A 13,639-nucleotide genomic window follows, 5' to 3' on the forward strand; every position below is an offset into this window, starting at 1 on the left:
AGCAATTATTGGAAGATCCTACAAGATTGCTTTTAGGAGTTTAATCAGATAGAAAATTAATCTTATGTAAAAGGCCGGTACATTTAAATGTACCGGCCTTTTACTTTGTGTTATTTGTAGCTATTGATCGATTTATTCGATTTTTTGCTAAAATGTCATTAAAAATGATTATATTCTATTAGACTTATTAAAGCTTGGAAATATTTCCTGATCCCGATTTAGAATACTTAACACTAGGGTTACCACCATATTTAATATCTCCAGACCCGCTAACAAGTGCATCTAAATTTTTATTGACAGTGAGCGCAATATTTCCTGATCCGCTAACCTTTACATTTGCGAATTCTGAATTAAGATTAGCGCCCTCAAAATCACCAGAACCAGCAATAGTGATAGATGTGTTTTCTGATTTTCCTGAAGCTTTAATTTCACCAGAACCACTGATTAATGCGACATAGTTTTTTGCATTCATATCTAAGGAGATAAATCCTGATCCACTAATGGTGTTGGTGAGTTTATTGGCATTAACCAACCCCGTAACCTGAATATCTCCCGAACCAACCACTGTAAGGCTGTGCAGTGTTTTTGCTTCAATATAAATATCCACACGCTCCGTATTTTTCCAAGTCTTTTTGTTTAGCATTTTCTTTCTGCTGATTTTTAAGATACCATTCTCAATTTTGGTCTCAATTTCACTTATAACTTCAGCTTTGCCTTCTAAACGGAGACTTTCACTCGTTCCCATAGTTATATAAACATTATAGTTGCCAGCAGAAGAGACACCCGAAAATCCAGCTACTGTTCGGTTTTCATCTACTATGTTTTGAGTACTTTCTATTGATAGGTTTCCACTGTATGCCAGAGCAAAATTAGAAATTGCGACTACAAACAGCATGATTGTAAGTCCCTTGATTACTTTTTTCATGTTATAATATTTCATTGATTCTATTTATAGACGAAATGTTTTTACAAACGTTGCATCTATTCTGATTTTTATTTGAGTTCTTTTAGCTCCACATAAAAATTATTCAAATCAGGTTTAAATCCATTTTTTAGTGCGATTTTTTTCCATTCGCTTGTCGGATAAATCCAAGTTTGTTTTTCTCCTGAATTTATTCTAATTGGCATATAAAAATCTTTAACATTGGCTATCCAGCGGTATTGTGTTTGTTTTCCACTTGTTTTATACTCAAGAATTGGGATGTTTTTATAGTTAAGGTATTGGTCATAAACCTTAGTGAAATCTTTTCCTGAAGTCCGATTAATAAATCCAATAATGTCTTTAGTAGTACTGGTTTTTAATCCGAATTCACTATTCAAACCTCTCAATATTTCACGCCATTTTTTATCGTCATCGATAATTGTACGGGTCATGTGGATAAGATTAGCTCCCTTAGGATACATATCGCCCGAGCCTTCTTGATTTACTCCATAGGGGCCAGTGATAGGTTTATCATTTCTGATATTTTTTCTAATACCTTCAATGTATCTTGCACCAGCCTCCTTTCCATCGCGACTCTCAACGAATATCGCCTCGGTATAGGTGGTAAATCCTTCATGAATCCACATATCGGCAATGTCTTTGGATGTAATATTATTGCCAAACCATTCGTGCCCTGTTTCATGGATGATGATATAATCCCAGCTCATTCCAAGTCCCGTTCCAGATAAATCTCTTCCTAAATAGCCATTTAGGTATTTATTGCCGTAAGCAACTGCACTTTGATGCTCCATTCCAAGGTAAGGAGTTTCAACAAGCTTAAAACCATCGCGATAGAAGGGATAAGGGCCAAACCAATTCTCAAAGGACTTAAACATGGGTTTTACATTGGCATTGAATTGCTTTTGTGCCTTTTCAAGATTTTCTTTTAATACATAATAATCGAGGGTTAAATTTCCATTTTCGCCGGCATATGAATCCTTAAAGTGCGCATAATCAGCGATGTTGAGTGTTACATTATAATTGTTAATGGGATAGGAAACAAACCAATTGTATTGGGTATAGTTAGGGTCGGTATTTTTTGTGGAAAGCAAGCGTCCATTACTCACATTCATTAAACCTTTGGGTACGCTAACACTAATCATCATGCTATCTACCTCATCCGATTGATGATCCTTATTTGGCCACCAAGAACTTGCTCCAAAGCCTTGGCATGACACCGCAACCCAGGGCTTTCCTTGTTTATCTTTTGCATAACTGAAACCACCATCCCACGGGGCACGCTTAGCAATGATGGTGTTTCCGCTATAAAAAACAGTGAATTCATCGGTAATTCCTTTTTTTATGGTACTCGGAAAATCAATAAAAACAGCGTTAAATTCTCTTTTGAAAGGAAGTTCAGCACCTTTATAGATTACTTTTTCTACTTTAAGTTCTTCAAAAAGGTCGAATTGGAGACTTTTGATGTCATTTACAGCGGTAAACTTGAATAAATTAGATCCGCTAATAAATTTATTGTCTATATCAAGCTTAACATTTAAATGATAATAATTGATATCGTAAGAACTTCTAAATTCGTTTAAAGTCCCTCTTAGCGTGTCTGCTCTCGAAAATAAAGCTTTTGGAGCTTGTGAAAATGAAACTTTTGTGCAAAGACAAGCAAACAAAAGAATTAAGGCATATTTTTTCTGCATGTTGATTTATATTGTTTTCTCAAATCTAATCAAATAAAATATACTAAATATTATCGAATTGCGCAATATTTTGATGATCGAATTTTTTTACGGGTCGATATTTATTAACTTTGAATGAAATTAAAGATATTATCGCATGCAATTTGACGTAATAGTAATAGGAAGTGGTCCCGGTGGTTATGTTGCCGCCATTCGTTGTGCCCAATTAGGTTTAAAAACAGCAATTATAGAAAAATATAGCACTTATGGTGGTACCTGCTTAAATGTGGGTTGTATTCCGTCAAAGGCCTTATTAGACTCTTCTGAGCATTATCATAATGCTGCACATACTTTTAAGGAGCATGGTATTAACCTGAAAGACCTTTCTCCTGATATTAAGCAAATGGTTAAGCGTAAGGATGAAGTTGTTGCTCATACTACTGGCGGAATTACCTATTTATTGAAGAAAAATAAGGTGAGTACCTATCAAGGTATGGGCTCAATGGTGGATAAAAATACGGTTAAGATTACAAAAGCTGATGGTTCTTCAGAAAATGTCACCGCTAAAAATATTATTCTTGCTACAGGGTCGAAGCCAACTGCTTTACCGTTCTTAAAGACTGATGGGAAGCGAATTATCACTTCTACAGAAGCTTTAAATCTGCAGGAAATTCCGAAGCACTTAATTCTTATAGGCGGTGGTGTTATTGGTTTAGAATTAGGTTCTGTTTATGCTCGTTTAGGGTCAAAGGTTACAGTAGTTGAGTTTATGGATTCAATTATTGGTACCATGGATAAGAGCTTGGGTAAAGAACTTCAAAAGGTACTTGCTAAGCAGGGAATGGAGTTTTTACTAAGTCATAAGGTGACTGGTGCTTCGGTAAAAGGCTCAAAAGTTACGGTTACAGCTGATAATGCAAAGGGTGAAAAGATTAGTCTGGAAGGTGATTATTGCCTTGTAGCCGTTGGTCGTACAGCTTACACCGAAAATTTAGGTCTTGAAAATATCGGGATAACTTTAGAAGAACGCGGCAAGAAAATTCCTGTAAATGCTCATCTTGAGACCTCAGTGCCAGGCATTTACGCCATAGGTGATGTGGTAAAGGGCGCTATGCTTGCACACAAAGCAGAGGATGAAGGCACTTACGTTGCTGAGATTATTGCTGGTCAGAAGCCACATATCAATTATAATCTTATTCCGGGTGTAGTTTATACTTGGCCAGAAGTAGCTAGTGTTGGTCAGACGGAAGAACAATTAAAAGAAGCAGGAATTAAATTTAAAGCTGGTTCATTCCCTTTCAAAGCGAGCGGAAGAGCACGTGCAAGTAATGATTCTGATGGCTTTGTGAAGGTTCTTGCTGATGCTAGTACTGATGAAATTTTGGGAGTTCACATGATCGGACCAAGAGCTGCGGATATGATTGCTGAGGCTGTTGTGGCGATGGAATTTAGAGCATCTGCGGAAGATATTGCAAGAATTTCACATGCGCATCCTACTTATACTGAGGCATTTAAAGAAGCAAGTATGGCTGCAACAGAAAACAGAGCCATCCATATTTAATTTCTTTTTAAAAAGGATTTAGAATAGATATGCAAATAATCATCAATAGTGCGATCATACTTGCGACTCTAGCCGGGATGGAAGCATTTTCATGGTTTATTCATAAATATTTGTTCCATGGCCCGCTATGGTTTATTCATAAAACGCATCATCAACATCGTTCAGGTTGGTTTGAGCTGAACGATGTTTTTAGCCTCCTTTTTGGTGCTACATCCATGTATTTAATTTGGGAAGGTAAATCAAACTTGGATTTCAAATTTTGGGTAGGTATTGGGATTTCTATCTATGGTATAATCTATTTTATATTCCACGACTGGTTCATTCACAATCGCTTAAAGAGTTTTAAGACCGAAAATTCCTATCTTTTGGGAATACGTAGGGCGCATAAAATTCATCATAAATCGACGGAGAAAAATCCTTCTGAAGAGTTCGGATTGTTATTAGCATCCAAAAAGTATTTTAAGCAATCAAACCAATCCTCACAATAATTGTATGCAGGTACTTAAAAATATCTCACTAAAAACACTTAATACCTTTGGTGTAGAAGCAAGTGCTGATTACTTTGTGGATATTGAATCAGAGCAGGATCTCCAAGAATTATTTATTGATGAGAACTTAAAAAATATGCCTCGCCTAGTGTTAGGTGGGGGTAGCAATATGCTCTTCACGAAAAATTTTGAGGGTTTAGTCGTTCATCTCAAAATCCAAGGTTTAAGTGCTGAAATTGAAGGAGATAATGTTTTTTTACGTGCTGGGGCTGGTATTGTATGGAATGATTTGGTAAATTACTGTGTAGAAAATGACTATGCAGGAATGGAAAACTTGAGTCTTATTCCCGGGTCTGTAGGAGCCTCTCCCGTGCAAAATATTGGCGCATACGGAGTTGAACTTCAAGATATTTTCCATTCTTGTCGTGCTTTTGAGATTTCTACGGGTAAAATCAGGGTTTTTACTAAAGAAGATTGTGCTTTTAGCTATCGTGATAGTGTGTTTAAATCGTCTTTAAAGGGATTGTACATCATCACAGAAGTAACTTTTAAGCTTTCAAAAATATTTAAGCCCAATGTTAGTTATGGTGCAATTACTGAGGAATTGGGTAAGCGAGGTATCAATGTGCCCAATATTAAGCAGTTATCGCAGGTGATTTCGCATATTCGCGTGACTAAGCTTCCTGATCCCACAACCATTGGTAATGCAGGAAGTTTTTTCAAGAATCCTATTATAGCCGAGTCTACATTTAATAAATTGAAATCACAATTTGCTGATATAGTGCATTTTCCGGCAGGAGAGGGCTATGTTAAGGTTTCTGCCGGTTGGTTAATTGAGCAATGTGATTGGAAGGGTAAAGTAGTAGGGAACACAGGAACATGGAAAAACCAAGCCTTAGTATTGGTAAATCATGGTCATGCAACTGGAGATGAAATATTTCAGTTCTCTTCTTCAATTATTGATAGTGTAAATTCCAAATTCGGAATTCTTTTAGAGCGAGAGGTGAACATCATTTAATTCCTATACTTCACATAATTGTGTGCAATCTTTACAATTTGGTATACAGTTTTTCTGAGCTCCTCTTAGGGGCATAGCAATTGTTTAATTTAGTATGTCTTTCATTGAACACCGATTTCTAGGTGCTTCAGAGTATTAACATCTAAGCTAAACAACATGACTAGCATCGAATTTAACACCATGGTCACACGTCAGGCCGATTCATTAAAGCTTTATGCACTCCGATTTACTCACGATGCGGAGGATGCCAATGATCTTGTTCAGGATACGATACTTAAGGCTTTGTCTTACTGTAACAAGTTTAAAGAAGGTACAAATCTTAAGGGATGGCTTTACACCATCATGAAAAATACCTTTATTAATAAATACAGGCGTTTTGTAAAAATTGGCACCATGGTTATACAATCTGAAGACATTCATTATTCCAATTTAATGTACAGCGCCAGCAATAATCAGGGCGAGTCGAAATTTGTGATGGACGATATTAAAAATGCTCTTGAAAATCTATCAGATGAATACTATGTGCCATTTACCATGTATTTTGATGGGCATAAATATCATGAGATTGCCGAACATCTTACCATTCCGATTGGTACGGTAAAGACTAGGATTCATGTGGCAAGGAAGCTATTGAAAAAATCTTTAAATGATTATGATCCCCAAAAAAGGCGCGCAGTATTTATGAATTGATATAATATTGTAAATATCTTTCAGTTTTTTGGAAGAAGGTAGAAGCATTTAAGAAGAATGCCTAAATTTACACATGGAATTTTCTTATCTGCTGATCAATTTCTTGACCATCTTTTTCCCAATTGTGCTCTCTTTTGATAAAAGAGTGGCTTTTTTTAAGAGTTGGAGCTTTGTTTTCCCCGGACTTTTAATCACGGGCTTGCTTTTTCTTTTTTGGGATTACCTATTTACAATTTACGGTGTTTGGTCTTTTAACCCAGAATATATCATTGGTTTTCATATCCTAGACTTACCTATAGAGGAAATTCTTTTCTTCATTACTGTGCCTTTTGCCTGCGTTTTTGTGTACGAATGCTTGAATTATTACGTTAAACCGGATTTGTTGAAGCGATTTTCAAGTCCAATAAGTTATTTTCTGATTGTATTTTCAATTTTGATGGTTTTTCTATTTTATGATCGTGTTTATAGCCTCATTACCTTCGGATTGCTAGCAATGGTTTTAATTATCACTGAATTTGTGGTCAAAAGTACTATTATGAGTCGCTTTTATTTAGCTTATCTCGTTTCATTGATTCCTTTTTATATCGTTAATGGCTTATTAACTTCCATCCCGATTGTGATGTACAATGACGCCGAAAATGTGGCTTTTCGAGTAGGAACAATTCCTTTTGAAGATCATTTTTACTCGCTTTCCATGCTATTAATCAATATTCTGTTTTTCGAGTATTTTAGAAAAAGGGGAGCTATTGTCAAATGATGGATCTTCCTGAATATAGTAAATCATACTTAGCGCTTCGCAACGGACAAGATAAGCCGGAAATTTGGGTAGCGCTTGATGGTTTAATTTATGACGTAACGGAGAGTCGTCTATGGAAAAATGGCAAACACTACGAACATTGGGCAGGTCAGGATTTAACGGATGAGTTAAAAGATGCACCGCATACGGAGAAGGTGTTTGAGAAGTTTAGGGTAGTTGGTTTGTTGGTTAGTAGTTAGTTGGTTAGTAGTTAGGTGGTTAGATTGTTAGTTAGTTAGGTGGTTAGGCTGGCGACATCAGCTACCCGCTGGCTGAGGTTCTCGAAGCCCGTTCTTGAAGGTAGGAAATGAGTTGTCGGTTATCAGTTGTCAGTTATCAGTTGTCAGTTATCAGTTGTCAGGCTGGGCGGGGAGTAAATAGTTAAACTAATATTTTTTTATTTGTCTTTACTCCTTATTCTAAACAAATATTTATTCACAAAAAAGGCGCTTTAATTACTCAAAGCGCCATTTACCTGTAGTCGGTGTTTTTCCACCGTAACACTATCCTATAGTAAAGTTGCTTAATTTCACAAATTGTTGCACTCTTGCTTTAATTTCATCCTGACTTAGATTTTTGATGCGTTCTGTTCCGAATTTTTCGACGCAGAAAGATGCTAAAGCAGATCCGAAGATGATGGCATTTTTCATATTATTGAAATTGATGGTATCAACTTGTGCTAGGTAACCGATAAAACCACCTGCAAAAGTATCACCGGCGCCGGTTGGATCAAAAACATCAGCTAAAGGTAGGGCAGGGGCAGAGAATATTAAATCCTCATTAAATAATAGGGCGCCATGCTCTCCTTTTTTGATGATAAGGTATTTTGGTCCCATAGCCATGATTTTGTTGGCCGCTTTTACTAAAGAATATTCACCTGATAATTGTCTAGCTTCTGCATCATTGATGGTTAAAACATCTACGTTTTTGATAACTGCAAGAAGATCATCCAATGCGATGTCCATCCAGAAGTTCATTGTGTCGAGTACAATTAGCTTAGGGCGCTTTTTCATGCGACTGATGACCGTTTGCTGTACTTGTGGAGTAAGATTACCCAACATCAGGAATTCGCAGTCCTGGTAGCTCTCAGGAATAATAGGATCAAAATCAGCAAGCACATTCAGTTCAGTTACTAAAGTGTCGCGACTATTCATGTCGTTATGGTATTTTCCCGACCAAAAAAATGATTTTTCGCCTTTTTTGATTTGTAAACCTTCGGTATTTATTCCGTGATTATTAAAATTTTGGATATCTGCTTGATGAAAATCTTCACCAACCACTCCAACAATTTTAACTTTTTTATAAAAGTAGGAAGCCGCTAAACTTGCGTATGTGGCCGCTCCGCCCAATATTTTGTCGGTTTTTCCGAAAGGTGTTTCGATTGCATCAAAGGCAACAGACCCAATAATTACTAGACTCATAAATTATTTTAAAAAAATTTCACACAAATATTGCATAAATAATTTAAAATCCCGAATATTGCACTCCCGAAAGGGACGAAATCACAGGATGATTTTGTAACCAGAAATTCCTAAGTAGCTCAGCTGGTTAGAGCATCTGACTGTTAATCAGAGGGTCCCTGGTTCGAGCCCAGGCTTGGGAGCAAGTTGAGAAAAGAGGTCTAATTGACCTCTTTTTTTGTTTTAAAACCATCCTATCTTTCTGTAAAGAGACATTTTTTGTGTTTGCAACTTTTCCATTTTCAAAGGACTTTTTCTGAAAAGATGTAACTTAATATCTGTTTCTTCGTCTTACCATCAACTTGCTCATAAAACGTGGCACAGGTTCTTCTTTTAAAAATTTGTGCTAAATTTAAATAGTTAGTTTTGTGGTGAAAATCGCCACTTTTGCCAAGCCCGAAATCGTTACCTGCAAGGCTAACAGACCGTACTTAACGAAAATGACTGACTAAAAAATGCAAAAACGAATAATAGGATTTGACTTAGCAAGAGCATACGCAATATTTGGAATGTTTATTGTAAATTTTAATTTCAGTTTTGGTTCTATTATGGCACCATCTGAAACGATTGGACACTTTCTCAACATCTTTACAGGGAATTCAACTGCCATTTTTATTATTTGTGCTGGTATGGGCGTTTCATTAATGACAAATAGAAACGAATACAATAAAGAAGAAAAGGCAAAATTAAAATCTATAATCCTGAAACGTTCTTGGTTCTTATTCGCCTTAGGACTTTTACTATACAATTGGTGGTCGGGCGACATTTTGCATTTTTATGGTGGTTATATGCATTTGGCAGCTTTTCTGCTTTTCGTCCCGAAACGTTATTATTTACTGGGAGCTTTAATAGCAATCATCATTTTTCACTTCTTATTTTTTGTTATTCCAATTGACACAAGTTGGGATTTTACCACTTTTAAGTACAAAGATTTTTGGACACCAATTGGATTTTTGAGAAATACCTTTTATAATGGGTGGAATTCAATATTTCCTTGGATTTCCTACTTTCTTATTGGAATGTGGCTTGGAAGATTAAATTGGCAAGACAAACTTATCAAGCGAAATATTTTCCTAATTGGACTTGTGGTTTTTATAATCATTCAAGCATTACGTTTAATGGTTCGACAACATATTTTCAATCCATTTTGGAGCGATTACATTATGGCTGAATATTTTCCGCCTTATTTACCTTTTGTATTGGTGACAATAGCTTTTGCATTTATGGTAATTCCAATTTGTATGGTAATCGGAGAGAAATTTTCAAATAATAAACTCGTTTTAGCATTGCAAAAAACTGGTCAAATGACACTTTCTCACTATGTTATTCATTTGACCATTGGAATGATTATTTTGGCTTTCTTAACAGGCAAGCATTATACAGGCTTACTTGAAGACGAAAAACCAACTGCATCAATTTACATACTTATCTATTCTGTTGTGTTTTATATTTTTAGTATCGTATTCAGTATTTTTTGGAGCAGGAAATTTAAAAATGGTCCATTAGAAACATTAATGAGAAGAATATCTGGTTAACTTAATTGGATTTTTATAAATGATTATTGAGGAGCATATATAATCAATCATAACTTCCTCCAATTTTGCACGAAGTTTAACCCTTTAATTTCCTTATAGTTACATACTCAATCATCGCATTATAGTTGCATCTTTCGTCTGTAAGGGGAGCACAAATCAAAAAGAGGTCATTTCGACCTCTTTTTTTGTTTAAAAACCACCATATCTTTCTGTAAAGAGACATTTTTTGGGGTTGCAACTTTTTCATTTTTTATACCTCATTTTTCGTGGATTTACAACCTTAAATCATAAAGATTAGGAGAAATGTGGTCTATCGAATCATAGGGAAGATTTAATGTTGGATTTTGTGGTTCGAACATATTAGAGGGTTTTGTAAAAATTCTATTTGTCTATAAATTATGGTTATGTATCTTTCGAAGTATATTGAAAAAATCTAATGATAGGACTATTAATTCAACTTGTAATATCTTATTTAATTATTCGATGGGTACAAAAAGAGAACCTAACTGTTTTGGGATTATATCCATCAAAAACAAGAATTATAAATCTTTTACTTTTTTGTATGCTTGCAGGTTTATGTAGCTCAATAACTTTCTGGTTAAGAATACTCTTTGCCCAAGAACTGTGGATTTTAAATCCTACCTTGAATTGGCCGCTTACTTTAAACGCCATTTGGTATAATTTAAAATCTGTCATTTATGAAGAGCTAATTTTTCGTGGCGCTCTTTTCTATATCTTAATTAAAAGATTAGGAGGCACAAAAGCGATTTTAATTTCTTCAATAGCATTTGGGATATATCATTGGTTTACATTTGAAGTATTCAATAACCCTGCTCAAATGTTCTGGATTTTTGTTATTACATTTTCAGCGGGTTTCATTTATGCGCTAGGATTCTATAAAACTAATTCTCTATATGCACCAATTGGTATGCATTTTGGTTGGAATATTGTTCAATCATTTGTTTTTTCTGCAGGAAATATAGGCTCCGGTTTATTAGTTCAAAAATTACCTGTTCCTCAAATTCAGGTTTCTTATTATTTATATTATCTAATAACATTCTTGCATTTATTTTTATTCTTTTTGGTTTTTGCATTCATCTTCCGCAAGAGAAGTTCGAAAGCTGTATTATATCAATAAAAATTTCTCCTCTTGTAATTTGTTTAGAAGTTCAACCCTTTAGTCTCTTGATTCTGGCAAGTTCAATCATCGGATTATGGTTGCAACTTCCGACAAGAGAGGGAGCAATATCAAAGCAAAAGGGTTATACTTGTATAGTGTAACCCTTTTTGATTTTATGAAAAAGTATTTTACTCTCTTACTGATATTTCTCTCGTTGAACTTGTATGGACAATCAGTTCAAAATAAGAATTGGGAGTATTCAAAAGTTGTCTATAATTCTTCAGTCAAGAATAAAACAATTATTACAAATAGTTTACCTAAGGGAGGGGGAATCGTTTCCTATAAAGGAAAAGAGTACAATTATTTCATTTTTTGGACTAATGTACGTAATGAAGCACCATCGCCTCTGGATTTAAAAATTAAATTTCCGACAATCATTTCCTTTAAATCTAAAGAATCGTACGCCAAAGTTGCCTTTACAAAGTCAAATATGACAATTGAGAAATTGCAAGAGTTCGATTATGGTCTTACGGGCATACCAGCTCTTTTAAATAATGAATCAAATCAATTAAAGGACTTGAATAATAGAATTTCACCTTTCAAAAATTATTTATTTTACAGTGCAATTTTCATCCATAAAACAAAGTGGCCAGTTAGGGCAGAATATATCATAAAAGACAAAAAACTATTTTACAAGATTACAGCCGGTATAGATGTTGTAATGGTTCCCTGCGGTAGTCTTGATTTTAAAAATTGATTATTGCTAAAAGGAAATCAAGAAATGAACCTCCTGCAAAATTGTACGAAGTTCAACCCTTCAATTTCTTAATAGTGATAAACTCAATCATCGCATTATTTTGCATCTTTCGTCGAAAAGGGGAGCAATAATGATAAAAAGGTTATATTTTTATAGTCTAACCTTTTTTTATGTTTTATGGATAAGCCAGTTCAATTCCTTAAAAAGTACCGAAACGAAGTCATCGTGGGTGTACTAGTGTTTCTCTTTTTGATTTTCAGAGATGTAATAAAGTCCTTCTTGTAAAATTGCAGGAAGTTCAACCCTTTACCCCCTTTCCATTGCCTATTCGAACTTATTTATGCTCATCTGCTCGGTGTTGTTCCGTACCAGTAGAAATCTCAACACCTATCGTTCAAAACATCTTCCTTAAACTTAGAAATCTGTTTTTTCATATCCTTAATTTCCTTTAGTTTTTGTTCTAGAGAAATTAGTTTCTGATCCAAAAGTTCAACCTTTTCATCCTTGCTATAGTTATTATTATACCAAGCATCAATAATTTGACCAATTTCTCGAATAGTAAATCCCACAGATTTAGCATCACTTATAAATTCTAATTTCTCGGCAGTCTCTTCATCGTAATGAAAATAATTATTCGATTTAATCGTTTCATCGCGCTTTCCGGAAATTAATCCAGACTTTTCATAGAATCGAATGGTATGGACAGATATGCCTGTCATTTTTGATAGTTCATGTATCAGCATATAACAAATATAGCATATTAGAAAATAAATATCAAGTATAGTCTATACTCTAATGTTGTAGGTTTAAAATTAAGATGATATGTTTGTTGGAATTTAAAATATGACAACATGAAAAAGACTATATTAATTACTGGAACATCAAGTGGAATTGGCAAATCTACTGTATTTGAATTTGCTAAAATGGGATGGAATGTAATTGCAACTCAAAGAAATCCTGAAAAGGAATCTGATTTCAATTCGCTTTCAAATGTGAAACTTTATGCTCTTGATGTTACTGATTTAGATAGTATCACAAATACTTTAACTAAGGTTAGTCAAGAGTTTGGTAGAATTGATGTGCTAGTAAATAATGCTGGTTATGGCGTGGATGGGGTTTTTGAGGCTATGTCGGATGAAATTATTGAAAAGCAATTTAATACGAATGTATTTGGTTTGATGCGTGTTACTAGAGAAGCGATCAAGTTGATGAGGCCGGCAGGTGGTGGGACTATAATTCAAATCTCAAGCATGGGAGGTAAAATCACTTTCCCCTTATACAGTATTTATCACGCGACTAAATTCGCTGTAGAAGGATTTACCGAGTCATTGCATTATGAATTAGCTCAGTTTAACATCAAGATGAAATTGATTGAACCGGGACCAATTGTAACTGATTTTTATGGCAGAAGCCGACAAATTGTTAAGCCAACAGATACAAATCTGTATGATGGTTTCATTAAAAAATTCAATGATGCCGCAGAGAAGGTGATGAAAGATGCTGAAGGTCCAGAAGTAGTTGCTAAGATGATTTATAAAGCGGCAAATGATGAGAGCAATAGGATGAGGTACGCTGTAGGAAAACCTGGTCCGATGTTATTG

The 13,639-nt window shown here is 35.0% G+C and carries 14 protein-coding genes and 1 tRNA gene; 11 read left to right on the top strand and 4 right to left on the bottom strand.

What is annotated here, in order from left to right; all coding sequences use genetic code 11:
• Nucleotides 1-187 precede the first annotated feature (187 nt).
• Together ACIQ0D_RS07410 and ACIQ0D_RS07415 are read right to left on the bottom strand one after the other, a co-directional pair.
• Entirely contained in the window at nt 188-925 is a 738-nt protein-coding gene (locus tag ACIQ0D_RS07410; protein WP_395804241.1) for a head GIN domain-containing protein, read from the bottom strand.
• Nucleotides 926-993: 68 nt separating this feature from the next.
• Nucleotides 994-2,634 carry a M1 family metallopeptidase gene (locus ACIQ0D_RS07415; RefSeq protein ID WP_395804243.1) on the bottom strand — a complete coding sequence of 547 codons (1,641 nt, stop codon included), beginning with the start codon at nt 2,632-2,634 and terminating at the stop codon, nt 994-996.
• Nucleotides 2,635-2,770: 136 nt separating this feature from the next.
• Here ACIQ0D_RS07415 and lpdA point away from each other — a divergent pair, with 136 nt between their 5' ends.
• The 6 genes from lpdA to ACIQ0D_RS07445 all read left to right on the top strand — a co-directional run bounded on the left by lpdA (nt 2,771) and on the right by ACIQ0D_RS07445 (nt 7,366).
• Nucleotides 2,771-4,174: a dihydrolipoyl dehydrogenase gene (lpdA, locus tag ACIQ0D_RS07420; protein WP_395804245.1), complete on the top strand. Its 1,404-nt coding sequence runs from the start codon at nt 2,771-2,773 to the stop codon at nt 4,172-4,174.
• A 29-nt stretch (nt 4,175-4,203) separates the two neighbouring features.
• The gene (locus ACIQ0D_RS07425; protein WP_395804247.1) at nt 4,204-4,662 is read left to right on the top strand and encodes a sterol desaturase family protein; all 459 of its coding nucleotides are present in this window, start codon (nt 4,204-4,206) and stop codon (nt 4,660-4,662) included.
• A 4-nt stretch (nt 4,663-4,666) separates the two neighbouring features.
• The gene (murB, locus tag ACIQ0D_RS07430; RefSeq protein WP_395804249.1) at nt 4,667-5,680 is read left to right on the top strand and encodes a UDP-N-acetylmuramate dehydrogenase; all 1,014 of its coding nucleotides are present in this window, start codon (nt 4,667-4,669) and stop codon (nt 5,678-5,680) included.
• Nucleotides 5,681-5,836: 156 nt separating this feature from the next.
• Complete coding sequence (locus tag ACIQ0D_RS07435; protein ID WP_395804251.1) at nt 5,837-6,370, top strand: RNA polymerase sigma factor; 534 nt, start codon at nt 5,837-5,839, stop codon at nt 6,368-6,370.
• A 73-nt stretch (nt 6,371-6,443) separates the two neighbouring features.
• Complete coding sequence (locus ACIQ0D_RS07440; protein ID WP_395804253.1) at nt 6,444-7,127, top strand: lycopene cyclase domain-containing protein; 684 nt, start codon at nt 6,444-6,446, stop codon at nt 7,125-7,127.
• On the top strand, nt 7,124-7,366 hold the full coding sequence (locus ACIQ0D_RS07445) for a cytochrome b5 domain-containing protein (RefSeq protein ID WP_395804255.1): 243 nt from the start codon (nt 7,124-7,126) through the stop codon (nt 7,364-7,366). The genes ACIQ0D_RS07440 and ACIQ0D_RS07445 overlap by 4 nt, the downstream gene beginning before the upstream one ends.
• 303 nt (nt 7,367-7,669) lie before the next feature.
• Here ACIQ0D_RS07445 and ACIQ0D_RS07450 read toward each other — a convergent pair whose 3' ends face one another.
• Complete coding sequence (locus tag ACIQ0D_RS07450) at nt 7,670-8,587, bottom strand: PfkB family carbohydrate kinase (RefSeq protein ID WP_395804257.1); 918 nt, start codon at nt 8,585-8,587, stop codon at nt 7,670-7,672.
• A 108-nt stretch (nt 8,588-8,695) separates the two neighbouring features.
• Here ACIQ0D_RS07450 and ACIQ0D_RS07455 point away from each other — a divergent pair.
• From ACIQ0D_RS07455 to ACIQ0D_RS07470, 4 genes are all read left to right on the top strand, one after another.
• A tRNA-Asn gene (locus ACIQ0D_RS07455) sits at nt 8,696-8,769 on the top strand.
• Between the two features lie 312 nt (nt 8,770-9,081).
• A complete protein-coding gene (locus ACIQ0D_RS07460; protein ID WP_395804259.1) occupies nt 9,082-10,161 on the top strand; it encodes a DUF418 domain-containing protein in 1,080 nt (359 codons plus the stop codon).
• Between the two features lie 436 nt (nt 10,162-10,597).
• Complete coding sequence (locus tag ACIQ0D_RS07465) at nt 10,598-11,299, top strand: lysostaphin resistance A-like protein (protein ID WP_395804261.1); 702 nt, start codon at nt 10,598-10,600, stop codon at nt 11,297-11,299.
• Nucleotides 11,300-11,375: 76 nt separating this feature from the next.
• Nucleotides 11,376-12,038 (top strand): hypothetical protein, encoded by a 663-nt coding sequence (locus ACIQ0D_RS07470; RefSeq protein WP_395804263.1) that lies wholly within the window; start codon nt 11,376-11,378, stop codon nt 12,036-12,038.
• 380 nt (nt 12,039-12,418) lie between these two features.
• On the opposite strand, the gene ACIQ0D_RS07475 is transcribed toward ACIQ0D_RS07470, so the two are convergent.
• Nucleotides 12,419-12,781: a MerR family transcriptional regulator gene (locus ACIQ0D_RS07475; RefSeq protein WP_395804265.1), complete on the bottom strand. Its 363-nt coding sequence runs from the start codon at nt 12,779-12,781 to the stop codon at nt 12,419-12,421.
• A 108-nt stretch (nt 12,782-12,889) separates the two neighbouring features.
• Here ACIQ0D_RS07475 and ACIQ0D_RS07480 point away from each other — a divergent pair.
• Nucleotides 12,890-13,639: SDR family oxidoreductase (locus tag ACIQ0D_RS07480; protein ID WP_395804267.1), on the top strand; the 750-nt coding region annotated here is incomplete at its 3' end.

It is taken from the genome of Daejeonella sp. (genome assembly GCF_044342615.1).
Classification (GTDB): Bacteria; Bacteroidota; Bacteroidia; order Sphingobacteriales; family Sphingobacteriaceae; genus Daejeonella.

Bases quoted from the DNA above. Each gene is read 5' to 3' on its own strand.
- ACIQ0D_RS07410 (WP_395804241.1), bottom strand. From the start codon at position 925: ATGAAAAAAGTAATCAAGGGACTTACAATCATGCTGTTTGTAGTCGCA.
- ACIQ0D_RS07415 (WP_395804243.1), bottom strand. From the start codon at position 2,634: ATGCAGAAAAAATATGCCTTAATTCTTTTGTTTGCTTGTCTTTGCACA.
- lpdA (WP_395804245.1), top strand. From the start codon at position 2,771: ATGCAATTTGACGTAATAGTAATAGGAAGTGGTCCCGGTGGTTATGTT.
- ACIQ0D_RS07425 (WP_395804247.1), top strand. From the start codon at position 4,204: ATGCAAATAATCATCAATAGTGCGATCATACTTGCGACTCTAGCCGGG.
- murB (WP_395804249.1), top strand. From the start codon at position 4,667: ATGCAGGTACTTAAAAATATCTCACTAAAAACACTTAATACCTTTGGT.
- ACIQ0D_RS07435 (WP_395804251.1), top strand. From the start codon at position 5,837: ATGACTAGCATCGAATTTAACACCATGGTCACACGTCAGGCCGATTCA.
- ACIQ0D_RS07440 (WP_395804253.1), top strand. From the start codon at position 6,444: ATGGAATTTTCTTATCTGCTGATCAATTTCTTGACCATCTTTTTCCCA.
- ACIQ0D_RS07445 (WP_395804255.1), top strand. From the start codon at position 7,124: ATGATGGATCTTCCTGAATATAGTAAATCATACTTAGCGCTTCGCAAC.
- ACIQ0D_RS07450 (WP_395804257.1), bottom strand. From the start codon at position 8,587: ATGAGTCTAGTAATTATTGGGTCTGTTGCCTTTGATGCAATCGAAACA.
- ACIQ0D_RS07460 (WP_395804259.1), top strand. From the start codon at position 9,082: ATGCAAAAACGAATAATAGGATTTGACTTAGCAAGAGCATACGCAATA.
- ACIQ0D_RS07465 (WP_395804261.1), top strand. From the start codon at position 10,598: ATGATAGGACTATTAATTCAACTTGTAATATCTTATTTAATTATTCGA.
- ACIQ0D_RS07470 (WP_395804263.1), top strand. From the start codon at position 11,376: ATGGTTGCAACTTCCGACAAGAGAGGGAGCAATATCAAAGCAAAAGGG.
- ACIQ0D_RS07475 (WP_395804265.1), bottom strand. From the start codon at position 12,781: ATGCTGATACATGAACTATCAAAAATGACAGGCATATCTGTCCATACC.